Raw genomic sequence first — 24347 nt, forward strand, 5'->3', positions numbered from 1 at the left:
TGGTCGAGGGAATCAACAATAAACTTAAACTAATAAAACGGAGAGGCTATGGCTTTAGAAACTTTCGGAATTTTTGGGTTAGAAGTATGTTATCTTGGCATCTTGTATGTTGATTTAGCATAAAGGGTAACGAAGAGCCGAGAACACCAACGCCAAGCCAGAGGTATCGAAGATATTGACACTATCTTAGAAATTGAAAATTCTCCTTTAATGTTAAGCCAATCAAACCCCAATTCTTTGATGCTTCAAGCAGAAATACAAGAACACATCCGCCAGGCTATCGACCAGCTTCCCCCCAGGCTTCGAGAAACATTTGTGCTACGGTTTGAGCAAGAGATGTCCTATTCAGAAATTGCCGAAAAGCTGTCTATTTCTAATAGTAATGTTCGCAAGCGTATCCAACAAGCACGAGAGGCATTGCAACGACAATTAGGACAATATCTCTAGACTACATTGAATAGGGGCAATCCCCCTGTGGTTGCCCCATAATTGCCATTTCACTTGTAGCTTCAAGGTAAGATTCAAGCCTGTAGGGTAGGTTCTCTGAAACTATTATGCTAAAACCCTTGCGACTTCGACAATCATGATCGCCTGCTTTCCTAGTGCGATCGCTTTTTTAATGACTTCGCTGTTTCACTGCAACTGCTTTAACTGGTGATAGCGGTGGAAACCACGAAGATCGTCCTTTTCAATTCGTTGCTATTGGTCGGGCCTAAGGGTAGTGCGATCGGCTGAACTTATAGTAGACTGTTTCAGCTAAAATAGGGCAATATATTTCGGCTTAAAGTCTTAGATTATAGAATTTATAGCATTTTTCTAATACACTAAATTAGCTGAAACAATCCAATAGGGTGCGTTAACGAAGTGTAACGCACCTTTTCAACCGTCAATCCTCAAGCTTGTTGTCGGGAGGGAGTGCAAGCAGCTAACTCATCGCTATATTGTGATAACATATAAAGAAAACACAGTTAACTAACAGAAGGAAACTCTAATGAGTATTGCATTTTTTCAAGATATTATCGAATCGGTCGAGAGTCTATCCATTGAAGAACAAGATTATTTGTTTGATCTAATTTATCAAAGACGTATTGACAAACGCCGTCAGGAGATTGCTAAAAATGGGGAAGAAACCTTAAAGGCGTTAGCAATGAGAACAGCAAAAAAAGGCAGCGCTGAAGAGATAATGGCTTATTTGTTAGAGAATGAAGAAGAATGAAATTAGTTGCTGACAAGAGCTTTAAAAAAGCTTTTAAACGCTTAATGAGCAAAAATCCTCAACTACAAAGTAAGGTATCAGAGGTTCTACATTTGTTAGAGGATAACCCGTTCACTCCTTCTTTAAAATCTCATAAATTGACAGGTAGATTAGAAGGTTATTGGTCATGTTCTGTTAGTTACGATTGCCGTATTATTTTTACTTTTGGTAAAGATCCTGATTCAGGAGAAACTTTAATTGTTATAGTTGATATTGGAAAACACGACCAAGTTTACTAATTTATGTCTTTAAATCGAATACTTCTCGACAACGCTTATAAAACGCTACATTAACGGAATATAGCGCACCTTTTTAACCGTCTGTTTAAACAACTTAAACAACAAAAAGGCGATCGCCAGAGCAATCAAACTATCAAAACGGCTACAAGTTTTATTGTGAAAGAGTTTAAAGGTTTTGCAGCCAGATGAGTCGGGTGACTTGAGAGAGAAAAATTCACAAATGGGGTTTCGGGATCGTCTTAGGAATGATACAGCATAGAAATTGAGGAATTAAAAATGTACATTCTTTATAGCTCTGATGGCTCTCATACGGTTTTAGGAAAATCTACGGGTAATCGTCAAAATGAAGATGATGGGTCTTTTTGGATTACAGGTTGGTCCGATAAGACACGAGAAAGTGTATCGATAGGAGGGTTCTACACACTAAAATTCCCTGATCAACACAGTAACTCTGTTGAAGTTCTACAAATTGGTGGTGGCGGTATGGGAGGCATTCGTTTCGAGTTTACTGGTTAAGAACGGCTCTCCCGACATCATGGGGTAAAATGTTCGTCAATGTTACATTATTGTAGTGATTGAAATTAAATACACTTTCTAAGTGTCAGTCCAGTAGTCAATCCAGTAGGGTGCGTTAAACTTCGTTAGCGCACCTTTTTAACCGTCTGTTTAAACAACTTAAACAACAAAAAGGCGATCGCCGGAGCAATCAAAGCACTAAAACAGCTATAAGTTTTATTGTGAAAAGGTTTAGAGGTTTTGCAGCCAGATCAGTTGAGTGAGTCGAGAGAGAAAAAAATCGGTGCTAACTCAAAAAATTCACAAATGAGGTTGCGGGATCGTCTTAAGAGTGTAATGAGTACCTTGATTTTCTTGGAGGAATCAATCAATGACTGATACTTACACGATTTACATCGTAAATCAGAACCCTAATGGGCAACTTTTCTGGGCTTTTCTTGCTCAGCCAGAGGTCTCAGATTCACCAAAGGTATTTGCAAACTCAGACACCAATCTTTATATTGCTGGAGGCTCTCAGGATTTGAATTCATTTAAAATCCCAGTACAATATGTTATTGGTGCTGGTGCCTCAAACAACGCGGTTGGACTCAATACTGTAATTGAATCTAATTCTACCAGGAACAGCGATCTTACCAAGCTCTGGGATGTTACCTACGCCAACGTTCCACCGCGCCAAGGTCCTACTGTTCCTACTGCTCCATCTGGGACTAGTCCATCTGGGACGTTAGCCATGAAGACAAACCCATTTGACCAACAAAAAAATGCGGCGAACGAGTGGTATGAAAGTATGTCATTTGGAGTGAAGACATCGCAAGGCTTTATGGGTATAACCTGGAACCCTGCGCCAAATAAGACATATACAATCACTCCCAAGCTGGTTTTCTATATTAGTGTTGGGTATTACTCCAGTTACTCACTCGCAGACATTACTGCTGTAGCGAATGAGTCTGCAAAATGCAATACCAGTAAAGACTTTGATGTGCTTAAACAATGCACAGTAGTCTATAGTTCCACTGGTGAGTGGACGGTTAAACCAGGGAAACCCCCTAAGGAATTGCTTAATTCCACTAGAAGTGTCATGCTAAACTCTCTAGTGTGATCGCCTGATCTTGTAGCCAAATCTTGTAAGGTGCGTTAACGAAGTGTAACGCACCTTTTTTAATTATCAGTGATGACATCGCTTATTTATCTGAGTTGCGTGGGTATAGTCCTAAAGAGCATCTAAGTCATGGGTACATACAGAACATTTGACCAAGTTGAAGAAGAATACTACCGCGAACATCCAGAAGAAATTGACAGTTTTTTAACTGTTACCTTTGAGGAATATGCAAAGGACAAAGATACAGGTGCTTTATTGTCCGCATTGTGTATGATTAGCCGTGTCAAAGGAGTTACAGCAACAGCAGAAGCAGCAGGGATGAGCCAGAAAGGACTACAAAAAGCGTTATCAGAGCAGGGAAACCTACTTTTTGAGAATGTAAATGCGATTCTATATGCTATGGGCTATCAGCTTGTTCCACAAGCTTTGACAATGGATGTCAGAGACTAAAACACTTCCCTAAATTATTGAAAGTGCGATTTCCTAATAGGTTTATTATAGCAAAGATTTTACCCAAAGTTTACATATTTCGGAACACTACCAACTGCTATAGCGTTTACAAATAAACCGTGGAAAGACCCCTGTAGGGGCGCAATGCTTGCGCCCTTATATCGTTCCACGACTCAAATGTAAACGCTATATAGGATAGAAGACAGCGTGAGGGACAGTTCAGGAAAAACAGGAAGTTTAACAGATTCATTTGGCCAATAAATTTGGGCGTTGCTGATTTGAGATATGAATCTTCTTTTGTGGGATTTTTAAAACCTAGACCCAAACTAACTTTTGGATAGGTGCAAGGTTGTCATTCATACCTTGATTCAGCAACGCCAAAAAATCCAAGAGGCAGCCAGAGATATTCGTTTTTTCTTCACTTTTTGGGCGAAAAAAAACTTTTAGGATGCCTATAATAGGAGATAGAAAGGGTTAAAAACTAAAAAAAATGGCGGAGAGAGTCCAGAAAATCCTTGCCCAGTTTTTTTTCAGAGATAATCGCCACAAACAGAAACATAAATCGTAGGGTGCGTTAGCCAAAGCGTAACGCACCAATTTAATAATGAACTTGGTGCGTGGGGCGCGGATTATTAACTTGTTTTTTTGTCAGAGATTATCGCCACAAACACGCACCCTACAAGCTCAGGCTTACACAAAAAAAACAAATTTATGTTATTATTAAAATAAATCTCAGTCAATAAAAAATATTTATTATGAATATCAAAGTGGTTGTCTGGCAAGAAGATGATGTTTGGTGTGCAACTGTACCAGCTTTGTCTGGTTGTCATACTTGGGCAGAAAATTATGATGATTTGATGGTCATGGTTAAAGAGGCAATAGAAGGCTGGTTAGAAGTTTCTCATGAAAAAAAAATTACTTAAAATTTAAAAGTGTACCGTTTAGTAGGAGATTGAACTATAATTAAGTTGATGAACTTACAATTTGAGTGGGATAACCCCAAGGCAAAACTTAATCTCAAAAAGCATGGCATCAATTTTGAAGAAGCCAAGGCTGTTTTTCGAGATCCTCTAGCCTACATTTTTGATGATGAGTGGCATTCGGTCGGTGAAAAACGAGAAATTATTATCGGACACGATGACAAGAATCGCCTTTTAGTAGTTTGTTTTACTGAAAGAAATCAAATGATTCGTATTATCAGCGCACGTTTAACAACCAAAAAGGAACGCCAAGACTATGAAAAATACACAGGACTCTAAAACTAACCAAAATTTACAGGATGACCTACTTCCTGAATATAATTTTAATTATACTAAGGCTCATCCTAATCGTTTTGCTTCTCAGGTAAATGAGACAAAAATAACTGTAACCTTAGAATCGGATGTCGCTAAAGTTTTCAAAAATTCTGAAGATGTAAACAAAGCACTTCGAGCTATCCTATCTGCTATCCCTGAAAAATAAGTTAACAGTAATCCTGTAGGGTGCGCTATTCGATAGCGTAACGCACCAATTTAATAATGAACTTGGTGCGTGGGGCGCGGATTGTTAATTTTGGTTTTTTGTGAGAGATTATCGCCACAAACACGCACCCTACAAGATCGGCTATTCAGAAAAAAATAAAAATCTACACTTCAACCAAATGAACCCAACTTAGAGAAGATTTAACGCTGTTAAATAAGCGTTTATCGCTAGGGTATAAATTTGCTTGAAATCGTTGAGCTAATACTAGATAATGGGCATCATAAGTAGCAGGAAGATTCAAGGTTTGCGAAATTTCTATTGCTTGGTAATGGAGGTAACGATCTTCATGAAACTGAATAGGTAAATCTAAGACTTCTGTAAGGAGGGTTTGTGCTTCTTTCTCCAAAATTTGACCAGCTTTTTTCAGACGATGAAATACGTTAGTGACTTCGTAACATAATAAAGTTGGCGCAATCACTAAATTTTTCTCGGTTATCCATTTTTGCCAGAGTTGACTATAGACTGTTACAGAAGGTTCAACCGTTGTTAAACGAACTATAAAACTAGAATCAACACAGATAAATGTATTAGTCATTATTTTCTCTATTCATTCACAATTTCTTCCATCAATTGCCGCTCTCTTTCTTCTCTCATTTGATGAATAATTTCAGTAACATCGGTTTCAAATGGTTTTCCCTGACGACGTTCATAAATGGCTTTTCGAGTTGCGTCAATTCGTTCTAATGCAATTTCCCAAGAGGGTTGATCCTTGAGTTTTTTTCCTAACAATTCCTGTTCTTCTCGGGACAAGGATTTAATTGCATTAACTAGAGATTCCACGAGTTGAATATTCATTTTTTTACATCTTTGACTAAAATTATCGGTGTTTATGAAGAGTTATTATAGCCTAGCCTTTGAATTATAACAAAGAGACGCAAACTCCGTCACTTACGTCCCCAATTCATCATCAATCAAAGTTTACCGCTTGGATAACCGAGAAATAACCGGTTTAAAGTCATATCATCCTGTAAGGAAAACTAGCCCGACTTTTTTAACAATTGTCGGCAAAATTTTGCTTGCTTTTTTCAGGGCTTTTTGCCATAATATTTTTATAAGACTTTATATATAATGGAGTGGTGGCGTTAATCAAAAAATGCACGGATTCGCATTATAAGAAAAGTATAACCGAAGCCGCCGCCCAAGTCAAGGGATTACTCCTCTTTTTTTTGAGAAGTTTTCAAAGAAAAAAAATCAAAGAGGCAGCCGGAGATATTCGGTTTTTCTTCACTTTTTGGGCGAAAAAACCCCTTTTAGGATGCCTATAATAGGAGATAGAAAGGGTTAAAAACTAAAAAAAAATGGCGGAGAGAGTCCAGAAAATCCTTGCCCAGTGGGGAATTGCCTCCCGAAGAAGGGCGGAGGAGATGATCGTAGCCGGCCGGGTGAGACGGAATGGCAAAATCGTGCAGTTAGGAGAAAAAGCCGACCCGGAAAAAGATCACCTAGAGATAGACGGAAAAAAAATTGAACCGGGCAATCGTCCCCAAAGATTGTATATACTAATCAACAAACCCATTGGTGTGGTTTCTACCTGTAAGGATCCGCAAAACCGGCCGACGGTGATTGACCTTTTGCCCGACTCCCTCGCCGGCGAGACGGGGTTACATCCCGTAGGAAGGTTGGACATCAACACCACTGGGGCTTTACTCCTCACCAACGACGGTCAACTCACCCTCACCCTCACCCATCCCCGTTATCATTTGCCCAAAACCTATCGGGTTTGGCTAGATGGTGCGGTTGATAGACTTGCTCTCCAGCGTTGGCGAGAAGGTATCCTCTTAGAAGGGAAAAAAACCTTACCCGCACAGGTTGAGATTCTCAAGCAAACCGACCAAAAAACCCTACTAGAAGTTATTTTAGTGGAGGGAAGAAATCGGCAGATTCGCTGTGTAGCCGAAGAATTAGGTTATCACGTCCTGAAACTTCATCGCAGTGCTATCGGTCGTATTCAACTAAACTCTGGTAATAATTCCCCTTTACCCTTGGGTCATTACCGTTTTTTAACCCTTGATGAACTGAAATATTTAAAAAACCAGATTAACTAAGCTGAAAGTCAGCCACTAATAGCGATATGTTTCGCCTTCTCCAATCACAACTTGATCCCCAGCATAAACAGCGCACCAAATTACTGGAAATCGGCGTTTATTTGCAAAAAAATCGCCTAGAACAGTCCCTTTCTCTCGAGGAAATTGCCCAGAAAACCTTGATCCCGCGCCATCGTCTAGAAGCGCTGGAAGCGGGAGATTTGGAGGCATTGCCCGAACCGATTTATATTCGTTGGTTAATCAAACAATTTGCCGATAGTCTGTCCCTGGATGGTGAGACGGTTAGCCGGCGTTTTCCGACCAAGGTAAATAACTTTTTTAGGGGAATAAAACCGTCTTTATCGCTGCCGAGTCTTCAAATTCGCCCGATTCATCTCTATTTTCTCTATTTAATCTTAGTTATTGGTTCTGTACAAACCCTATCCCACGTCCTGCAAAAATCGGTACTGCAATCGAATCGCTTACCGCCGCCTTCCTTGCCACAACAGCAAATTGTCCAACCGAAAAGCAACCCCCTTCAACCGGTAGCCAACAAAACTAGCAATAATCAGCAGCTGGTGGTGGAGGTAAAACTGGAAGATGACTGCTGGCTGCGGGTGGTGGTGGATGGCAAGACAGAATTTGAGGGTGTACTGCCCCAGGGAAGCCATCGCACTTGGCAAGCAAACCGAGAATTAACCGTGAGAGCGGGTAATGCCGGCGGGGTTTACGTTGCTGTTAATAATGCCAATGCTAAACAACTAGGGCAACCGGGCAAAGTCGAGGAAGTCACCTACCGGGCAAATTGAGCTAATTTATGCAAAAGGTCTTTTCACCCCTCGATCGCCTTCAGGGAGGGTTAATCGGGGCATATATTGGGGAATCATTGCATAATCAACCCCTAATACCAGCCTTTAACTATGAGGCTACACCGAGGACGACCCTGCTTTTGCAAGCTCTGCAATCTCAGGAAGATTTGCCCATTGCGATCGCATCTAGGCAGCAGTCGGAATCGGCGTTATTATTTGTGCTGTTGCCGGAGATTTTAACCTGGCCTGACCATGGGGAACTTTGGCAAGCTAGATTAAATTTTTGGCTGAAAAAGGGCTTAATTTCCGAGTTAACCCGACAAGAAGCGATAATTTGGGGAGAGGTAGTAGGTCTGTTATTAGAGGGAAAAAGGCCTTTAAATCAGTTAATGGGGCAATTACTAACTATTAACCCCAAGAATAAGCTATTAGAGCGGATTCAGTCAGCTTTAGGGCAAAATCATCCCTTAGAGTCCATTTTATCGGCTTGGGCGAAAGAGATCTCACCTTTAGGAATTGCGATCGCCGCTTCCCTCTATACCTTTCTGCAAACGAGCGAGGATTTCGCCGTTAGCGTGCGTCGTGCCAATTCTAGTCCCTATCAACGGCAATTAACCAGCACTTTAGCGGGAATTTGGGCGGGATTGTACAACGGTATCGAGGGGATTCCCCTAGCTTGGCGGCAAAATTTGCCGAAAGAGCCAGTTAAACAGCAATTAATGGATAAAGCTGGGGAAATTTATCGAATTTCTTTGGGTATATCTCCTCATCTTGTCCTATCTCCTCATACTGCCGTCGCTTACGGGGGAACTTTGCAGCCTCGTCCTAGCTTAAAATTGGTCTCTCAAGACAACTGAAGATCGCTGTTATTTGGACTATAGGCGATCGCTGGCTTTAATAAGCGATCACATCTCCTTCTTCCCAGTCGAGGGGAACATGGGGGAGTTGCCCAGCAATAGACTGGCGTGTGGTGGCGGAAATACCTTTGGTGAAGATGCGTAACACCAGCTGCCCTCTGGCATCTAGACCGATTCCGGTGCCAGTTACACCGGGTTGAGCCATCAACCAAGCTTCTTGGCTGTCACGCAAAGCCAACAACTGTTCCTGAGTATAATTTTTCATTGGTGTTACCTCTACTAAATCTATGGTCGGCGACAAATAAATTTTAGCTGAAACAACACCCGATCGCCGAATCCTGGAGGCGATCAGGTGTGGAGATTGGCGAGAGGGAAACTTGAGGGTGAATTAGCGACTGTTGACAAATCGCTGAATGGAAAGTTGCGAGATCACGGCTCCGATTGGGTTAGCAAAGGTGAGGCTGTTGTCTGTTCGTCCGGCAAAGAGGAGGGCGACCGGTTGATTGCTGTTTGCCGTCACGATCAGTGAACCAGAGTCCCCACCGCGACTAAAGGGATTGCTGCCGATGCCACGGATGCCGATCTGATTGCGGAATTGGGCGACACCGCAGGAGTAGCCACCGACGGAGATGTTGACGTTAATATCGGTAATCGTGCCGACAGTTGCTTGGGTTGTCCGACCATTTTTCTTCACGGTCATGCCTAGGCGGGCGGCGATCGGTGTAGGATTGAGGGTGTAGCTGACATGACGCGGATCGACAAAACTAAAAGCTGTCCAGGCAACAGCCGCATCTACCAAGTTAGGGCCCGGACAGTTGACCCGGACAAAATTTTCCAGGAGGGCAATTCGATCGCCGGGGACAACCCCACCATCAACCCGTCCAGGCTGGATAATCGGATCGCCGATACGGGCGTTGTTGGAATTGGCGATGACGTGGTTATTACTCAACAGGCACAGCTTATTATTGCGTAGCACCACCAGACAGCCAAGAGTCCCCGCGGTTACCTGCGGATGACCGATGGAGACACCACAACGAACCGGGCGCGCATAACGACGATTATATAACTGGGTGACGATCTCGCCCACTTCTTCTATTTCCACAGGCATACCCCCGATCGAGGTGGGTACGGCGGCAAAAGCACTAGCGGTAGTCCCAGCCACTTTTTCGCTGACGTAAACTTTCAGAGTCACATCGGGGGTAAGCAGTCCACCGACGCTACGAAAACCGATGCCAGTGCCAAGAATGCGTTCCCCTCCAGTGTCATAGTCCGCAATCGACTCGGATAGGGAGGCGGTAAAGGCTTCACTGCCTCCGAGGCGCTGTTCTAATTCTTCTTGGGCTGAAAACCAATCTTGAGTGATCCCGATTGTATCGATCGACTCGGAGGCTTCCATTACTTCTAAGGCTTGATTTTCGCTTCCCAAAGGCGCATTGGGATCAAATTCGATCACATCTTTATTCGTTGATGATTCCATAGTAGAACCCTCCCGCTCATCGGGCATTTCATAAGGTTGAGTCATTGTTAAAACCGCCTTGTTCACAAGTGTTTTACTGGGGTTATTATTCCCAAAGTAAGAGAACCGAACATAACCAATTGACTCCTCAACAGTAATTTATTTCTCTTAACTGGAATAAACCCTGGGTATATGCTACCTATAACGCCTAAGCATTGACACCTGTAACCAAGATTTTGAAATATTTATTTGTAAAACTTTTTAGATCTTTATTGTCTCTTCTTGTTCGAGCGAACTCAATTATAGCAGTTATCTTAATGGTTATCTAGGGTTTGCTGAATAAATCCAAAAACCTTGTTGGATAATATCTTTAGGCTTTTTTCAAATCAAAAAGTGCCAGTGCTTGGAGTGATCGGGGGGGTAATTTTAGGCACTTTTTCCCTGAAAATTAGGTAGTTGACCACGGCTCGACTGAGCTTCGCCGAATATCCTGAAAATCGGTAAAACACGACACCCCACACCCCACACCCTGCCCCGACGAAAAACTTTTTCAGCAGCCTTATATATAGGAATTTTTCCTCTGCATTTCCTAGGCAGAGTCTGATAAAATATGAAAATTGTTGCCCGTTCTCACTCCAAGACTTTTTCAGCAAACCCTACTTAGTTTGAAAGATATTTTGTACCATTTTTTTATCTAAACTTGCGGCAATTTTATCTAATTCTGCTATTTCCCCACTGTCTAAACTCCATCCTAAAGCGCCTAAATTCTCCTCAGCTTGCTTAACATTTTTAGCTCCGGGGATAGGAATTGTTCCCTTACAGATACACCAATTTAAGGCAACTTGACTAATAGTTTTATTTTTAGCTTGGGCGATAACTTCTAGGCAACTCATCAGAGGAGAAATAGCGGGAATTAATTGACCAAAAAGGAAGCGACGTAATCCTGTTGGTAAGTTTTTATTATCTCGATATTTCCCCGTTAATAACCCCAAAGCCAAGGGACTATAGGCAATAATTTTAATACCCAATTGATCACATAGTTCCTTTAATCCCAAGTCAGTGAGAGGATAGGTAGAAAGGAGAGAATACTGTACCTGTAAACTGGTGATAGGAATGCCGCGACTGGCAAACTTTTGATAGGCAGACTTCAATCTTTTCGGTCCAAAATTGGATAAACCCACCCCTTTAACTAACCCCTTTTCCAGACAATCCCCCAATCCGTCTAATAATCTTCCCTCCTGCCATGGCGCATAATTGCCCGTTGACCAGTGCATTTGCACTAAATCCACGGGGCGACCCAATCTGGTTGCCGAAGCTTGACAAGCTTTCACCATGGCATGACGGGTTAAACGCCAAGGATAAGGGGCGAGTTTGGTGGCAATACGGATATGATCAGCGTTATAACCGCTATATTCCCCCGTAAAGCGTCCTAATAGCTTCTCACTCTGTCCGTTGAGTTTGCCTGTGCCGTAGGAGTCTCCCGTATCAAATAGGGTGACACCCCGCTCGACGCAGAGATTAAAAACCGCTTGTAACTGGCTATCCATACTCTCATCGTAACCCCAGAGAAGACGATTTCCCCAGGCCCAAGTACCGCAGCCCATGGGGGGAAGGGATAGAGTTTGATGTGTGACTGTCAAGGGATTCATGGGTTAGTTTCTCTGGGTTTTTTCTCAAGCTTTCAGCAAGATATTTTATACTAAATCTGGTTATTAAAGACTGATTATTTATTCCCCTTTTTGCATGAGTGCATGAGTAGAAAACGGGTTTCTCCGAGTAGAAAACGGGTTTCTCCGAGAAACCCGTTTTCTGTACTAAATCGACTTGGGTTTTTGTTTAACAAATAATCCCCGCAACCAATAGTAAAAACTATCGATATAAGTAAAGATTACTGGTACAACCACCAAAGTTAATAGGGTGGAAGTGGTAAAACCACCAATAACAGCAATTGCCATCGGTGCGCGAATTTCCCCATCTGCACCTAAAGCTAAAGCAATCGGTAACATCCCGGCAATTGTGGAAACGGAGGTCATAATAATTGGTCGTAAACGAGAGACTCCCGAATCAATCACCGCCTTAAATTGCGGTTTCCCTTCCTGAAGACCACTCAAGGCAAAATCGACTAACAGAATCGCATTTTTAGTGACTAATCCCATCAATAAAACTATACCAATTAAAGCGTATAAACCTAACTCTTTTTGGGTAATTAAAAGAGCGATTAAAGTGCCACCAATCGATAAAGGAAGGGAAGTTAAAATCGCTAAGGGATAGAGAAAATTGTTATACAACAAGACCAGAATCCCATAGATCGAAATAATTGCTAAACTTAACGCCCCCAAAAAACGAGCGAAGATATCGCGCATAATACGAGCATCACCAAAGGGTTCTTCTGTCACCTCTGGGGGTAGGTTTTTCATGATTGGTAAAGCGCGAATTTGTGTCACCGCACTTCCCAAAGAAACTCCCTCTAAATTAGCTCCAATATTAACCTGACGTTGACGGTTAAAGCGTTGAATTTCCGCAGGTCCACTACCTAAGCTAATTGTCGCCACCGAGTTAAGCGGTACTAACGTCCCATTACTGCTAGGAACGCGCAAATTTTGCAGAGTTTCTATCTCACTGCGTCCATCATTGGCAATTTTTACCCGGATGGGAATTTGTCGGTCAGCCAGGTTAAATTTAGCTAAATTAAACTCATTATCGCCGATTAAAGCTAAAGATGCGGTACGGGCGATCGCTCTGACTGAGACTCCCTGATCAGCAGCCCGGACGGGATCTGGTTGAATAATGATCTCCGGTTTAACTAAACTTACCCCGGAACTGACCTCGACAAAACCGGGTAAAGCTCGCATTTCTCGCTCTAATTTTTGGGCAGTTTGGGTTAAAATATCGCCATTTTCACTTTTTAAGATAATAGCGACATCCTTAGTGCTTCCTGCTCCCCCCTGCGCTCGAAAAGTCACTCTAGCACCCGGTATCTTCTGGAAATCCCTGCGGGTTTGTTCCTCAAATTGCCGTTGAGTTAGCGATCGCTGTTCCTTAGGCACTAAATTAACATATATTAACCCCGTATTTACCCGTCCCGAATCTCCCGGAATAGCCAAAACATTAGCGACGGCGGGATTTTTTTGCAGTAAACTATTCACCTGATTAGCCACGGCAACAGTATCATTCAAAGTCGCACCGGGAGGCAATTCTAGGCTGATCGTACTTAATCCGGTATCCCCGGAACTAAATAACCCTTTTGGAATCAAGGGAACTAACTGTAAACTACCGATAAAAAAGACCAAAGCCGCCAATAAAGTCAGGATTCGATGACGTAAAGCCCAAGTTAACAAACTTTTGTAGGGACGAAAACGGGGGCGCGAGGAGGGATTATCACCGGTTTTGAGCTTTTTCGGCTGTAGAATATAGGCACTTAACATCGGGGTGACGGTGACAGCGATCAAACTGGAAAAAAGGGTAGAAACCGCCACCGTAACGCCGAAAGGTTGAAAGAATTGCCCCGGCACACCGCCCATAAAAGCAACCGGCAGGAATACCGCCATAATTGCCGCCGCACTAGCTAAAACGGCTAATCCAATCTCTTTTGAGGCATCAAAAGCCGCTTGCAAGGGTTTTTTACCCATAGCTAAATGTTGATCGATGTCCTCCACCATGCACACCGCATCATCGACAAGATTACCCAAAGCTAAAGCTAAGGCCAGTAGGGTCATACCGTTAAGGGTATAATTTAGGGACTGCATCACCCAAAAAGTCGGAAAAATCGACAAAGGCAGGGCTAAACCCGTGATAATCGTGGCGCGCCAATTGCCTAAAAATAGACCCACCGTGATCACCGTCATCATACAACCAATCAGGAGATCGCTAAGAAGGCTTTCGTAACTAGCACGAATTGAGTCGGCACGGGTAAAAATTAATTGAAATTTAATATCTTCGGGCAGTTTTTTCTTTAAATTCTCGATTTCTTGACGCACTGCTGTTTCTACCGTCACCAAGGTGCTGCCAGTCCCCCGTAAAATCGAAAAACCCACCACTGGCTGCCCATCTAAGAGGGCCATTTGTCGAGGATCACTGGAACTATCGCTAACTGTGCCTAAATTGCTTAAGGGGACCGTATCACCGTTAGGTAAAGAGATTTGATAATTCCTTAAATCTTCAATGGTTTCAGCGCTGCCGAGGGTGCGGACAGTTTGTTCACTACCACCGATTTCCGATCGCCCTCCGGGTAAATTAATATTAAAACTACGAATTTGGTCATTAACCGCCGCGGCCGTGATACCGTAGGCCAAAAGACGACTGGGATCTAAATCTACACGCACTTCTCGATCGACTCCCCCAATCCGATTGACTCGTGCTACCCCCGGCACTCCCGTTAAAGCGCGGCCAATTTGACGATCGACTAGATCACTTAATTCGGCGATCGATCTTTTCGGGGAGGAGATGGTATAGTTCATCACCGCACCCCCGGCAAATTCTAAACGTTGGACAATTGGATCGTTAGTATCTTGGGGTAAATCCTGCCGAATTTGCGCTATGGCATTGCGTACATCATTGGTAGCGCGATCGCTGTTAGTGCCAAGGATAAAGTTAACGGTGGTGGTGCTGCTGCCCTCGTTAATAGTAGAAGTAATTTGATCGATATTACCCAAAGCAGCCACCGCATCCTCGACTTTTTTGGTGACTTGGGTTTCCAATTCCTCTGGACCGGCGCCGGGTTGATTAACGGTGATAATCACGGCCGGAATGTCAATATTAGGAGAGCGATCGATCCCTAATCCTAGAAAGGCAATGTATCCCATTACGGCCATGACCAGGGAGATCAGGATCGTCGGAATGGGATTTTTGATAGACCAATTAGAAATATTAAAAGCCATAATTTCAGTTATCAGTTATCAGTTATCAGTTATCAGTTATCAGTTATCAGTTTTTAGTTTTTAGTTATCAGTTTTTAGTTTCTAGTTTTCAGTTTTCAGTTTTTAGAACGTAGGTTGGGTTGAAGCATGAAACCCAACGACCCCATGGTTTACGGTACTGCTAACCCATCCTACAAATAATTGTGCCTTTCTACTTAGCTTAACAAATTAGGTTTTAGATTCGGTCATTGTTATCAGTTATCAGTTTTGGTTCTTCGTTATTTGGTATGGTTCGATAGGGGAGCATAAATCGACTAAATCCTTATCTGGCAAAAGACTTAATTGATTAGTTCGCTCTAGAGCAAAAACAATTGACAAAAATCGCTAAATGCCTTTCTATATAAGGGTTACATCCCTTATAACCCCCGTCCATTGCATAAGACAAACCGAAGAGCCTCAGTTTTTAGTTTTCAGTTATCAACTGATTACTGATCACTGATTACTGATCACTGATCACTGATCACTGATTGCTGTAATTTTGTCGCCATCACCGAGATAGGCTGCCCCTTTGACCACAATGCGATCGCCAGCTTGTAAACCAGTGAGAATTTCCACGCGGTTATTCGGCATAATTTGACCTAATTGCACAGTTTTGGCGGTAACGGTGTTATCAGGTCCCACTAAATAAACTAGAGCTTGATTATCTTTTTGGGGTAAAACTGCGGTCATGGGGACGGTTAAACTATTGCTAGTATTCGTCACGATCGCACCTCGTAAAAACATCCCCGGTTTTAATCCTCTATTGTCGGTTAAATCGACTTTAACCGTTGCTTGACGGGATGCCTCATCGACGATGGGATTAATTTCGCGCACCTGTCCCGATAATTTTAAACTGCTATTAGCATCGGAAGTGATAGTAACAGGCGCTCCGACGCGGATTAAGGGCAATTGATTCTCAGGAACCCGTAATCTTAGCTCTAAACGCCCATTTTCGATGATTTTAAAGAGAGCATTTTGACCGTTGGTGGTGTCCCCGATGCGAGCATTTCTTTCGGCAATTTTGCCACTAACCGGAGAAATCAGGCGCGTCTCGTTTAATTGGGCTTTAACAATGGCTAAACGGCTTTGAGCTTCCGTTAATTGGGCTGTAGCTTGGGCGATCACTTCGGGACGGTTGCCCGCTTGCAATTGCGCTAGTTGCTGATCTGCTTCTCCTAAACGGGATTGGGTCTGTTGTACGATCGCCGCTTTGTTTCTTTCTTCATTGAGGACTTCATCGAGACGATCCCGGGCGATCGCTCCTTCCGCTTCTAAACTTTGGTTTCTCTGGACGCGTTTTTTAGCCAAATCCCAATCCGATTGAGCTTGACTAATTTCAGCCTTTATGCGTTGAATAGTTTGGTTAGCTCTAGCGATCTCCTCTTTACGGCTACCCGCTTGCAATTCTGCCAAACGCGCCCGGGATTGGGCGACATTTGCCTGTGCTTGGGTTAATTGCGCTTGTAGGACGGTATCATCGAGACGAGCGAGAATTTGACCTTGACTAACGATATCACCCTCATCGACAAAGATTTCTTTGATTTGTAGTCCCGTCGCTTGGGAAAGAATCGGGATTAATTCGTAGGCTGCCACGCTTCCAGTCGCTTTCAGGGTGCGGGCCACGGCAGTGGATTCCACCCTAGTGGTGGTTACTGTTTGTGCTGGTGCCTCATTTTTTGCCGCTACGGGCTGAGTATTGGGGTTTTGGGCTGTTTGGGGTCGATTAGCGAAACGAGTCGCCCCTAGGGTCAATAAAACCCCCAATCCCACACCGATAAATAAACCCTTTCCTCCCGATAGCCAAGAGTTGGTTTGTGTCGGTTTTGGCGAGTATTCGGTTTCCTCTGGCTCAATTTCGGGATTAAATGCGATTTCTTCGGGAACTAGCGAATTATCGCCTGAATGCTGGTTATTTTCTAGGGTATCTGGCCGCACGATCTGCCCTCTCGGTAGATTCTGGATAAAATGTTAAGTTTTGTATCCATTTATAATCTAACGGAAAAAGGTCACGGGTGGGGAAAGTGAGAAAGTGGACTTGCTGTGAAAATCCCAAATTATCGTGGTTGGTGAGGATTCAGTAGGCAGTAGTCAGTAGGCAGGAGACAGGAGACTCCCAGACAGTAGGCAGGAGAATTAAGAATGAGTAATAATCAATTAAATGGTTTATTTAGAGATTTTCTGCCAGTTAATCTGGCTCTCCCCTACTTGTGGTCATAAGAAAAAGTTATGAAAAAGTCAGAGATTCAAATTTTCCTAGCTCACGCTAGTGAGGACAAACCAGCAGTTTTGGCACTGCATGACCGCCTCAAGCAAGCGGGATATAAACCTTGGTTAGATAAAAAAGACCTGATTCCGGGTCAAATTTGGCGAGATGAAATTCCGAAAGCGATTAAAGCTAGTCAGATTTTTCTCGCCTGTCTGTCAGCGAAATCGGCTAATAAACAGGGATACATCCAACGGGAGTTGAGGATTGCACTTGATACCTTGGGACAGATGCTACTGGGGACAATTTTTTTTATTCCCATGAGGTTAGAAGAATGCGAAATTCCTGATCTGCGACTTGCAGAAGTTGGCTTGAATCTGCGAGACCTCCACTGGCTTGATTATTGGGAAGAAGACGGATTTGAGCAACTAGAAAGAGCAATTACCTATCAATTCAAGCTTGAACCAGAAGAGCCAAAACAACTGTTATCAGTATTTAACTTTGAGGTGGTGGGAGTAAATGCGAAGGGTGAGCAAATTAGAAAAGAGTCGAAACAGTCCCAATATTTCAGGGAAGATCTGGGCAAAGGCATCACCTTAGAAATGGTCGCCATTCCGGGGGGAACTTTCCTGATGGGAACAGAAGATGAGGAAATCGAAAGACTGGTGAAAAAATTTAATTGGGAAGGATTTAGAAGGGAAAGACCACAACATGAAGTAACTGTCCCACCCTTCTTTATGGGTAAATATCCCATCACCCAGGCTCAGTGGAAAGCGATCGCCTCTCGCACGGATTTAAAAGTTAAACAAGACCTTGATCTCAAACCAGCCTATTTTAAATACCGTCCCCATAGCGATCGCCGTCCCGTGGAACAAGTCAACTGGTACGATGCGATCGAGTTCTGTGCGAGATTATCAAAACTAACGGTTCGGGAATACCGACTACCGAGTGAAGCGGAATGGGAATACGCTTGTCGTGCTGGAACCACCACCCCGTTTTACTTTGGGGAAACCATTACGGGGGAATTGGCTAACTACAATGCCAGTAATACCTACGCCGATGAACCGAACGGAGAATATCGAAACGAAACAACTCCCGTGGGACAATTTCCCCCAAACGCCTTTGGACTGTACGATATGCACGGCAATGTCCGGGAGTGGTGCGCCGATACTTGGCACGATAACTATGACGGTGCGCCGACGGATGGCAGTGTCTGGATAGAAAATGGTAATGATAATCGTTCTCCTCTGCGGGGCGGTTCCTGGGGCTACAATCCGAATTACTGCCGTTCCGCGATTCGCTACGACTACTACTTCCGCCGCGTCAACCGCATCAACAATTACGGTTTTCGGGTAGTCTGCATTTTCGGGGGAACTCTCTAACCCTTTTTCCTTTTTCCCCTTTTACCCTCATTCCCTATTTTTTCTTTTTTCTTTTCTTTCCCGCCCTTAGGCGGGTCGATTTTGTAGGGGCGAACTCGACCCATTTGGTCGATTTTTGCTTAACAATTGTCAAGGATTGTTAAGATGCGCTTACCCTGCACTTTTCCCCTAGTTCCCAAAACTAAACTCTAGGAATTTTTAGCCACTGCTAAAGAGGATGAAGTGAGGGCAGAAAAGAATTTAAGAGCATGGTGTCAACAGACTGGCAAAAATTAGGTGGGCATTGCCCACCCTAATCTTAGGATGGCGGTTTGTAGGTAGAAGCAACGGATAATTCCTTTAATTGCTTCGCTGCCACTGTTGAAGGTGCAGAAGTGAGTAAACAACTAGCTTGCTGGGTTTTCGGGAAAGCAATCACATCGCGAATTGATTCTTCTCCGGCTAACAACATCACCAAGCGATCTAAACCGTAGGCGATGCCACCGTGGGGAGGGGTTCCGTATTCAAAAGCTTCTAACAAAAAGCCGAACTTATTATAGGCTTCCTCTGAGGATAGACCGATGGTGGCGAAGACTTTTTCCTGTACTTCCCGTTGATAGATCCGCAAACTGCCGCCACCGATTTCAATACCATTAAAAATCATATCGTAGGCGAGGGCGCGAGCGTGGGCTAGATCCTCTAAATCTTCGGGATTAGGGGCAGTAAAGGGGTGATGCAATGCTTCTAGGCGTTTTTCCTCGGCGTTGTATTCAAACATCGGGAAATCCGTCACCCAGAGGAGGTTGATTTTATCGGGATCAATTAATCCCAATTGTTCCCCTAAAACTAAGCGTAGGCGGGATAGGGATTTATTGACTGTATCGGTATCTCCTGCCCCAAATAACAGCAGATGCCCCGGTTTTGCACCAGTCTTCTCGATTAAAGCCTGTTTTTGTGCCTCTGTCAGGTTATCTTTAATCGCACCAATGGTATCAAAATCGTAGTCTTCGCGCACGCGGATGTAGGCGATTCCCTTCGCCCCCGCATCGGTGGCTTCTTTGAATAAATCCCCACCCGGCTTGATTCTGACGTTAGAAATCGCCTCGTTACCGTTGGGAATCGGTAAAACTTTCACCGTCCCACCACTAGCGATCGCACCTGAAAAGACCTTAAATCCCGAATCGGCAAAAATCTCCGCCACATTGACCAATTCCAAGCCAAAACGAGTATCGGGGCGATCGACCCCATAGCGATCCATAGCCTCAGAATAGGTTAAACGGGGCAGGGGCAGGCTTATATCAATATTTTTGACTTTTTTGAAGATATGAGCGATTAAAGCCTCATTCAGGGCTAAAATCTCGCTTAAGGAGAGAAAACTCATCTCCATATCCAACTGAGTAAATTCCGGTTGACGATCAGCGCGTAGATCTTCATCCCGGAAACAGCGGGCGATTTGATAGTAGCGATCCATTCCCGACACCATTAATAATTGCTTAAATAGTTGCGGTGATTGGGGTAAAGCGTACCATTGGCCCGGGTTGACACGGGAAGGAACCAGATAATCCCGCGCTCCTTCGGGAGTCGATCGAGTTAAAATTGGCGTTTCCACTTCGATAAAATGCTGTTCATCTTCGAGAAAACGGCGCATTTCTTTGACAACTTGGTGACGTAGTTGTAAATTCTGACTCATCCGCTCCCGGCGTAGGTCTAGATAGCGGTATCGCAAGCGCACATCTTCCCGTACCGATTCGCTTTCGGAACTAGAGACGACAAAAGGCAGTTGTTTAGTAACCCCGTTGAGAATCTCGATGCTAGTGGCATAAATTTCAATTTCTCCGGTGGCAATGCGCGGGTTAAGGGATTCGGGGGGCCGTTGACTGACTGTTCCCGTCACCTTGATGACATACTCGTTTCTGACGGTTTCAGCGATGGGATAGGAAGCGGGAGTTCGTTGGGGATCACTGACGATCTGGACAATACCACTGCGATCCCGTAGATCAATAAAAATAACGCCACCGTGATCGCGACGGCGATCGACCCAACCGAAGAGGGTGACACTTTTTTCAATTTCGATCGCGCTCAGGTCGCCACAGTAGTGAGTTCGCATAGTCTAACTAGAGAATTACTTATATTACGAATGTAGTATAGAAAGGATGGGGCCAGAAAAAAATCAGACGGCCTTGCTCATTATGCCAGTATTTTGTCGCTTTTGTCCTCTTGTTTAGGGTATTTTTATGGTCTTCTAAGTAGCTGGTTTTAATTAAATTGAAGATAGATTTTGGGTTCGATCCCCCTTGCCACCCTTGATAAGGTGGGATCGGCACCCCCTTAATCCCTCCTGAATAAGAGGGCATCTGACAATTTTTAACACCTACCTACTTAGTCCTCAGCTATCGGCTTTTCGCAGATGGGCTATAATCAACAAGGCTCATCTAGCAGTTACCAATTTTAAACGATTAAAAACATGAATTGCTTAGAAAAAAAAATGGTGCAACTGTTAAGAGAACTCAGGGAAGATCACCATGTTTCAGGGGTAAAAGCGGAATTCGAGACGGAAGGAACCCGACTGACGGAAGCGATGCGGTTGAAAGAAATTAGTCTGCAAGCGGGGGTGGATTTTAATCTGAAAATCGCCGGTTGCGAAGCGATCAGAGATATCTTTGATGCGGTTAATTTAGGAGTCGATCGCTTGATTGCTCCCATGGTAGAAACAGGCTACGCTTTACAAAAATATCTGCGGGCAGCTAGGAGGGTTTTAGCTGATCAAGGGGTGGAAGATGTGGAGTTATTGGTTAATATTGAAACGATTACTGCCTGTGAGAATTTTCAGGAAATGTTGGCGATTCCAGAGATAAAATCTCTCCATGGTATCGTCATCGGACGGATGGATTTAGCCTGTTCTTTGGGATTAACTCGCCGGGATGTCAATAGCGAGCAAGTTTTAGATCTGGCTTTACCTTTGGCAAAAAAAGCTAAGGCTGCCGGTTTGACTGTGGCTATTGGGGGTGGGGTGTCACTAGATTCTTTACCGTTTTTCAAAATGTTCTGCCAAGGACATTTTGACCGCTTCGAGACGCGCAAAGTTATCTTTGATTGTCCCCAAGCTTTGGATAATTTTAGTTTAGCTTTGCCCAAGGCGATCGAGTTTGAATTACTCTGGCTAGAGAATAAAAAAAATTATTATAGTGCTATTGTTCGTGAAGATGACCAGCGTTTAGAAATCCTCCGTGATTTACTTTTTGGTTAAAGATATTGGTCAGTTCGATCGATCGTGCAAAACCTAGGCAGAGCCAATCAATCTGACAAATAAAAGGTAAGTGGGTGGGTGGAATTAAATATAAGATGAACGTAGGTTGGGTTGAAGCATGAAACCCAACGCCCGATTATGTTACGCTACCGTAACCCATCCTACAAATAATTGTGCCTACCTACTTAGGACTGGCTGCATAAATCTAAAAACCTTGTTGGATCAGATTTTTAGGCTTTTTGGTTTCCAAAAAGTGCCAGGGATTGGATTGATCGGGGGTAAATTGGCTCTCTTATTCTTGGTGTGATCTCGCGTAGCGAGCGCGTTGCGACCAGTTTAACTTAAGTAGGTAGGTGTTAAAAATTGTCAGATGCCCTCTTATTCAGGAGGGATTAAGGGGGTGCCGATCCCCCCTTATCAAGGGGGGCAGGGGGGATCGAACCCAAAATCTATCTTCAATTTAATTAAAACCAGCTACTTATATAGGAGTGATCAATCTTTGTGTCCTCTGTGTCTCTGTGGTTCCTTCCACACCCCCGCCCCCACCAACCAACTTTTTGCTGCAAACCCTAGATAGTTAACAGTTTCCCATCCCCAGTAACTAATCTGGATACTTTTGTCGCAGCACATCTGGTCTATTTTGTCAAAAAAACTTTTTCGTTTTAACATAAGTACACATATTTTTGGCAAAAGATCTTTTTCGTCAAAGGAGCAATTGGCAAGTTTTTACTGGGGACGAATTAGTTATCCTAGACGTGGCAAGGGTTTCAAGGTACAAAGCCTAAAAATGCACAGAGTAACCCAATTCTTAGATCCTAGCAGCAGGCTGTAACTATTGCAATCTCGTTGACAAATAGGAATTTTTCTCAATTATTTTTTAAGAAAAGTAAAGATGAAGGAATGTAAATTTAAATCTTCTCAAGTATATTGGGATTTTGATAAATTTTTGTTATACAAAGACCAGTGATCAGATTTGATTTTTCAGTGAACGGTATTAAGTGGGCAGTCAGCTAAAACCACTCCTATACCCAAGATGGCTGAGGGTTCAGGTAAGGGGCGAAATCGCCGATTATCCCCGATTATTACCGCCGTACTCGCTCTTTACCCTCTCCCTAGAGCAATCCCACTTGGAACGACCAGAAACCGACTGATGTTGCTTACCACTTCCTAGCTACTTTGTCAACACCCTATAGTAGTTTTAGGTTAATACCTGTAGGTTGGGTTGAACGATAGTGAAACCCAACAACCGAGGATTTATGTCGGGTTTCGTTGCCTCAACCCGACCTACGAATTTACTTGGCACGACCAGAAACCGCCCGATCTTGCTTACCACTTTATAGCTACTTTGTCAATACACTATAGAAAGAATTAATAATTATAGTAGGTAAATGATAACAATAACTGATCAATGGTTGAAAAGAAGAGACGGCTGCGATAGAGTCGCCGTAATATTTCTTAACCTTTTTAGAGATCATGAAAACCTTATCTATGTCTTTGGTGTTAGCGGGCATTAGCAGTTCTCTTGTACTAATGGGGGGGGGTAAACCCTGTCCGCGCGGCAGTTCTGATCGGGAATCTCCCGCAAAATAATGATTCTGGGGGCACTGGGATTACCACCAATGTTGTAAAAGCGCTCGCCTTTACTCTACCCGCGGGTAACAATTACAGCCTCGACAACGCCATCCTGCGACTCAGTAACTACGATCCCGGAGAGACTCCCCTAGTCCAGATCCGCAATGATGTGGGGGGCAGCAATCCGGGCAGTACCGTCCTCGCCAGTTTCACCAATCCTACCGCTCAAGGAACGGGAACCTTTAACTACACCTTCACTCCCACTAGCCCCTTCACGTTTACTGCTGGTACTAAATACTGGTTATACGTTACCAGCACCAGTGGAATTTTCACTTGGGTCGGCTCTAATCCGATTATAACCCCGACGGGCATCGCCACGTCATCGGGAAACCGGGTTAGCAATAACAGTGGATCGAGTTTCTTTAACAGTAGCGCTTTGAACAGTTTCCAGATCAACGCAACCGAGATAACTGGTCCGGTGGCCAGCACTCCCGAACCTAGTGCGATCGCGGCTTTGTCCCTGTTCGGATTGGCATTACTGGGGGTTAAAGGTCGTCGGAACAAGGGATAGTAGCTTGATTGATCAATCAACTCTCATAGCTGTAGCTTGGGTTGAACGATAGTGAAACCCAACAACCGAGGATTTATGTCGGGTTTCGTTGCCTCAACCCGACCTACGAATTTACTATACAAACGGGGAAGCTTTTAAGGATTCGGGATCGATCGCACCAGCAGAGTCAGAATACTGGTTAATACTGCCACTACCACGGGAATAATCAACGATTTTGCTCCCTTAAGGTCAGAGACATCCTGAATTAAAGCGTCCTGTGTTCCCTCTACTTT

At 43.7% G+C, this 24347-nt stretch carries 25 protein-coding genes and 2 pseudogenes; 18 read left to right on the forward strand and 9 right to left on the reverse strand.

Annotation, left to right across the window (positions count from 1 at the left end):
* The 10 genes from O9324_RS02875 to O9324_RS02920 form a co-directional block, all read left to right on the forward strand.
* Positions 1-113 (forward strand): transposase (locus O9324_RS02875; protein ID WP_071784045.1); only part of this gene is annotated, 113 nt, incomplete at its 5' end.
* A 70-nt stretch (positions 114-183) separates the two neighbouring features.
* Positions 184-447: an RNA polymerase sigma factor gene (locus O9324_RS02880; RefSeq protein ID WP_288139434.1), complete on the forward strand. Its 264-nt coding sequence runs from the start codon at positions 184-186 to the stop codon at positions 445-447.
* Positions 448-991: 544 nt separating this feature from the next.
* The gene (locus tag O9324_RS02885; protein WP_287629572.1) at positions 992-1216 is read left to right on the forward strand and encodes a hypothetical protein; all 225 of its coding nucleotides are present in this window, start codon (positions 992-994) and stop codon (positions 1214-1216) included.
* Positions 1213-1494 carry a type II toxin-antitoxin system RelE/ParE family toxin gene (locus O9324_RS02890; protein ID WP_287629571.1) on the forward strand — a complete coding sequence of 94 codons (282 nt, stop codon included), beginning with the start codon at positions 1213-1215 and terminating at the stop codon, positions 1492-1494. Before O9324_RS02885 ends, O9324_RS02890 begins: the two co-directional genes overlap by 4 nt.
* A 276-nt stretch (positions 1495-1770) precedes the next feature.
* Positions 1771-2010 carry a hypothetical protein gene (locus O9324_RS02895; protein WP_287629570.1) on the forward strand — a complete coding sequence of 80 codons (240 nt, stop codon included), beginning with the start codon at positions 1771-1773 and terminating at the stop codon, positions 2008-2010.
* A gap of 370 nt (positions 2011-2380) precedes the next feature.
* A complete protein-coding gene (locus O9324_RS02900) occupies positions 2381-3109 on the forward strand; it encodes a hypothetical protein (RefSeq protein ID WP_287629568.1) in 729 nt (242 codons plus the stop codon).
* A 129-nt stretch (positions 3110-3238) separates the two neighbouring features.
* Complete coding sequence (locus O9324_RS02905; RefSeq protein WP_287629567.1) at positions 3239-3559, forward strand: helix-turn-helix domain-containing transcriptional regulator; 321 nt, start codon at positions 3239-3241, stop codon at positions 3557-3559.
* Between the two features lie 755 nt (positions 3560-4314).
* The gene (locus O9324_RS02910; RefSeq protein ID WP_002769934.1) at positions 4315-4482 is read left to right on the forward strand and encodes a type II toxin-antitoxin system HicB family antitoxin; all 168 of its coding nucleotides are present in this window, start codon (positions 4315-4317) and stop codon (positions 4480-4482) included.
* Between the two features lie 48 nt (positions 4483-4530).
* Positions 4531-4818, forward strand: coding sequence for a BrnT family toxin (locus O9324_RS02915; protein ID WP_002769932.1), 288 nt, complete (start codon positions 4531-4533; stop codon positions 4816-4818).
* Positions 4796-5020, forward strand: coding sequence for a hypothetical protein (locus O9324_RS02920; RefSeq protein ID WP_002738113.1), 225 nt, complete (start codon positions 4796-4798; stop codon positions 5018-5020). Before O9324_RS02915 ends, O9324_RS02920 begins: the two co-directional genes overlap by 23 nt.
* Positions 5021-5183: 163 nt before the next feature.
* On the opposite strand, the gene O9324_RS02925 is transcribed toward O9324_RS02920, so the two are convergent.
* Complete coding sequence (locus O9324_RS02925) at positions 5184-5615, reverse strand: type II toxin-antitoxin system VapC family toxin (RefSeq protein WP_002769929.1); 432 nt, start codon at positions 5613-5615, stop codon at positions 5184-5186.
* A gap of 8 nt (positions 5616-5623) precedes the next feature.
* Positions 5624-5875 carry a hypothetical protein gene (locus O9324_RS02930; RefSeq protein ID WP_002769927.1) on the reverse strand — a complete coding sequence of 84 codons (252 nt, stop codon included), beginning with the start codon at positions 5873-5875 and terminating at the stop codon, positions 5624-5626.
* 503 nt (positions 5876-6378) lie between these two features.
* On the opposite strand from O9324_RS02930, the gene O9324_RS02935 reads away from it, so the two are divergent.
* The 3 genes from O9324_RS02935 to O9324_RS02945 are packed head-to-tail and all read left to right on the forward strand — an operon-like array spanning position 6379 to position 8770.
* A complete protein-coding gene (locus O9324_RS02935) occupies positions 6379-7125 on the forward strand; it encodes a pseudouridine synthase (RefSeq protein ID WP_288139427.1) in 747 nt (248 codons plus the stop codon).
* A 26-nt stretch (positions 7126-7151) separates the two neighbouring features.
* Positions 7152-7913 carry a helix-turn-helix domain-containing protein gene (locus O9324_RS02940; RefSeq protein WP_072927029.1) on the forward strand — a complete coding sequence of 254 codons (762 nt, stop codon included), beginning with the start codon at positions 7152-7154 and terminating at the stop codon, positions 7911-7913.
* A gap of 8 nt (positions 7914-7921) precedes the next feature.
* On the forward strand, positions 7922-8770 hold the full coding sequence (locus tag O9324_RS02945; protein WP_288139428.1) for an ADP-ribosylglycohydrolase family protein: 849 nt from the start codon (positions 7922-7924) through the stop codon (positions 8768-8770).
* A 37-nt stretch (positions 8771-8807) separates the two neighbouring features.
* On the opposite strand, the gene O9324_RS02950 is transcribed toward O9324_RS02945, so the two are convergent.
* From O9324_RS02950 to O9324_RS02965, 4 genes are all read right to left on the reverse strand, one after another.
* On the reverse strand, positions 8808-9035 hold the full coding sequence (locus tag O9324_RS02950) for a hypothetical protein (RefSeq protein ID WP_287628436.1): 228 nt from the start codon (positions 9033-9035) through the stop codon (positions 8808-8810).
* Positions 9036-9158: 123 nt separating this feature from the next.
* Positions 9159-10292: a chymotrypsin family serine protease gene (locus O9324_RS02955; protein WP_288139429.1), complete on the reverse strand. Its 1134-nt coding sequence runs from the start codon at positions 10290-10292 to the stop codon at positions 9159-9161.
* A gap of 590 nt (positions 10293-10882) precedes the next feature.
* Positions 10883-11875 carry an aldo/keto reductase gene (locus O9324_RS02960; protein ID WP_287629960.1) on the reverse strand — a complete coding sequence of 331 codons (993 nt, stop codon included), beginning with the start codon at positions 11873-11875 and terminating at the stop codon, positions 10883-10885.
* Positions 11876-12040: 165 nt separating this feature from the next.
* Positions 12041-15043, reverse strand: a complete 3003-nt coding sequence (locus O9324_RS02965) for an efflux RND transporter permease subunit (RefSeq protein WP_502846564.1) — start codon at positions 15041-15043, stop codon at positions 12041-12043.
* Between O9324_RS02965 and O9324_RS27420 the strand changes: the two genes are divergently transcribed.
* A complete protein-coding gene (locus tag O9324_RS27420; protein ID WP_502846565.1) occupies positions 15036-15167 on the forward strand; it encodes a hypothetical protein in 132 nt (43 codons plus the stop codon). The two genes, O9324_RS02965 and O9324_RS27420, sit on opposite strands and share 8 nt — an antisense overlap.
* 428 nt (positions 15168-15595) lie before the next feature.
* On the opposite strand, the gene O9324_RS02970 is transcribed toward O9324_RS27420, so the two are convergent.
* Positions 15596-17056, reverse strand: a complete 1461-nt coding sequence (locus O9324_RS02970; protein ID WP_288139431.1) for an efflux RND transporter periplasmic adaptor subunit — start codon at positions 17054-17056, stop codon at positions 15596-15598.
* A 291-nt stretch (positions 17057-17347) separates the two neighbouring features.
* On the opposite strand from O9324_RS02970, the gene O9324_RS02975 reads away from it, so the two are divergent.
* The gene (locus O9324_RS02975) at positions 17348-18706 is read left to right on the forward strand and encodes an SUMF1/EgtB/PvdO family nonheme iron enzyme (protein ID WP_288139432.1); all 1359 of its coding nucleotides are present in this window, start codon (positions 17348-17350) and stop codon (positions 18704-18706) included.
* Between the two features lie 159 nt (positions 18707-18865).
* Positions 18866-18982 (forward strand): annotated as a pseudogene (locus O9324_RS27120) (Uma2 family endonuclease); the annotation flags it as partial.
* 22 nt (positions 18983-19004) lie between these two features.
* On the opposite strand, the gene aspS reads toward O9324_RS27120, so the two are convergent.
* Complete coding sequence (gene aspS / locus O9324_RS02980) at positions 19005-20792, reverse strand: aspartate--tRNA ligase (protein WP_288139433.1); 1788 nt, start codon at positions 20790-20792, stop codon at positions 19005-19007.
* Positions 20793-21149: 357 nt separating this feature from the next.
* Between aspS and O9324_RS02985 the strand changes: the two genes are divergently transcribed.
* Positions 21150-21932, forward strand: coding sequence for an aldolase/citrate lyase family protein (locus O9324_RS02985; RefSeq protein ID WP_002769916.1), 783 nt, complete (start codon positions 21150-21152; stop codon positions 21930-21932).
* Between the two features lie 1567 nt (positions 21933-23499).
* Positions 23500-24075: a choice-of-anchor R domain-containing protein gene (locus O9324_RS02990; RefSeq protein WP_287725964.1), complete on the forward strand. Its 576-nt coding sequence runs from the start codon at positions 23500-23502 to the stop codon at positions 24073-24075.
* Between the two features lie 134 nt (positions 24076-24209).
* Here O9324_RS02990 and O9324_RS02995 read toward each other — a convergent pair.
* Positions 24210-24347: pseudogene (locus tag O9324_RS02995) on the reverse strand (shikimate dehydrogenase); the annotation flags it as partial.

This window comes from Microcystis sp. LE19-84.1B, assembly GCF_027531875.1.
GTDB classification, from domain to species: domain Bacteria; phylum Cyanobacteriota; class Cyanobacteriia; order Cyanobacteriales; family Microcystaceae; genus Microcystis; species Microcystis panniformis.

Excerpts from the sequence above, each read along its gene's own strand:
- O9324_RS02885 (WP_287629572.1), top strand. The coding sequence starts at position 992 with ATGAGTATTGCATTTTTTCAAGATATTATCGAATCGGTCGAGAGTCTA.
- O9324_RS02890 (WP_287629571.1), top strand. The coding sequence starts at position 1,213 with ATGAAATTAGTTGCTGACAAGAGCTTTAAAAAAGCTTTTAAACGCTTA.
- O9324_RS02895 (WP_287629570.1), top strand. The coding sequence starts at position 1,771 with ATGTACATTCTTTATAGCTCTGATGGCTCTCATACGGTTTTAGGAAAA.
- O9324_RS02900 (WP_287629568.1), top strand. The coding sequence starts at position 2,381 with ATGACTGATACTTACACGATTTACATCGTAAATCAGAACCCTAATGGG.
- O9324_RS02905 (WP_287629567.1), top strand. The coding sequence starts at position 3,239 with ATGGGTACATACAGAACATTTGACCAAGTTGAAGAAGAATACTACCGC.
- O9324_RS02910 (WP_002769934.1), top strand. The coding sequence starts at position 4,315 with ATGAATATCAAAGTGGTTGTCTGGCAAGAAGATGATGTTTGGTGTGCA.
- O9324_RS02915 (WP_002769932.1), top strand. The coding sequence starts at position 4,531 with ATGAACTTACAATTTGAGTGGGATAACCCCAAGGCAAAACTTAATCTC.
- O9324_RS02920 (WP_002738113.1), top strand. The coding sequence starts at position 4,796 with ATGAAAAATACACAGGACTCTAAAACTAACCAAAATTTACAGGATGAC.
- O9324_RS02925 (WP_002769929.1), bottom strand. The coding sequence starts at position 5,615 with ATGACTAATACATTTATCTGTGTTGATTCTAGTTTTATAGTTCGTTTA.
- O9324_RS02930 (WP_002769927.1), bottom strand. The coding sequence starts at position 5,875 with ATGAATATTCAACTCGTGGAATCTCTAGTTAATGCAATTAAATCCTTG.
- O9324_RS02935 (WP_288139427.1), top strand. The coding sequence starts at position 6,379 with ATGGCGGAGAGAGTCCAGAAAATCCTTGCCCAGTGGGGAATTGCCTCC.
- O9324_RS02940 (WP_072927029.1), top strand. The coding sequence starts at position 7,152 with ATGTTTCGCCTTCTCCAATCACAACTTGATCCCCAGCATAAACAGCGC.
- O9324_RS02945 (WP_288139428.1), top strand. The coding sequence starts at position 7,922 with ATGCAAAAGGTCTTTTCACCCCTCGATCGCCTTCAGGGAGGGTTAATC.
- O9324_RS02950 (WP_287628436.1), bottom strand. The coding sequence starts at position 9,035 with ATGAAAAATTATACTCAGGAACAGTTGTTGGCTTTGCGTGACAGCCAA.
- O9324_RS02955 (WP_288139429.1), bottom strand. The coding sequence starts at position 10,292 with ATGACTCAACCTTATGAAATGCCCGATGAGCGGGAGGGTTCTACTATG.
- O9324_RS02960 (WP_287629960.1), bottom strand. The coding sequence starts at position 11,875 with ATGAATCCCTTGACAGTCACACATCAAACTCTATCCCTTCCCCCCATG.
- O9324_RS27420 (WP_502846565.1), top strand. The coding sequence starts at position 15,036 with ATGACCAGGGAGATCAGGATCGTCGGAATGGGATTTTTGATAGACCAA.
- O9324_RS02975 (WP_288139432.1), top strand. The coding sequence starts at position 17,348 with ATGAAAAAGTCAGAGATTCAAATTTTCCTAGCTCACGCTAGTGAGGAC.
- aspS (WP_288139433.1), bottom strand. The coding sequence starts at position 20,792 with ATGCGAACTCACTACTGTGGCGACCTGAGCGCGATCGAAATTGAAAAA.
- O9324_RS02985 (WP_002769916.1), top strand. The coding sequence starts at position 21,150 with ATGAATTGCTTAGAAAAAAAAATGGTGCAACTGTTAAGAGAACTCAGG.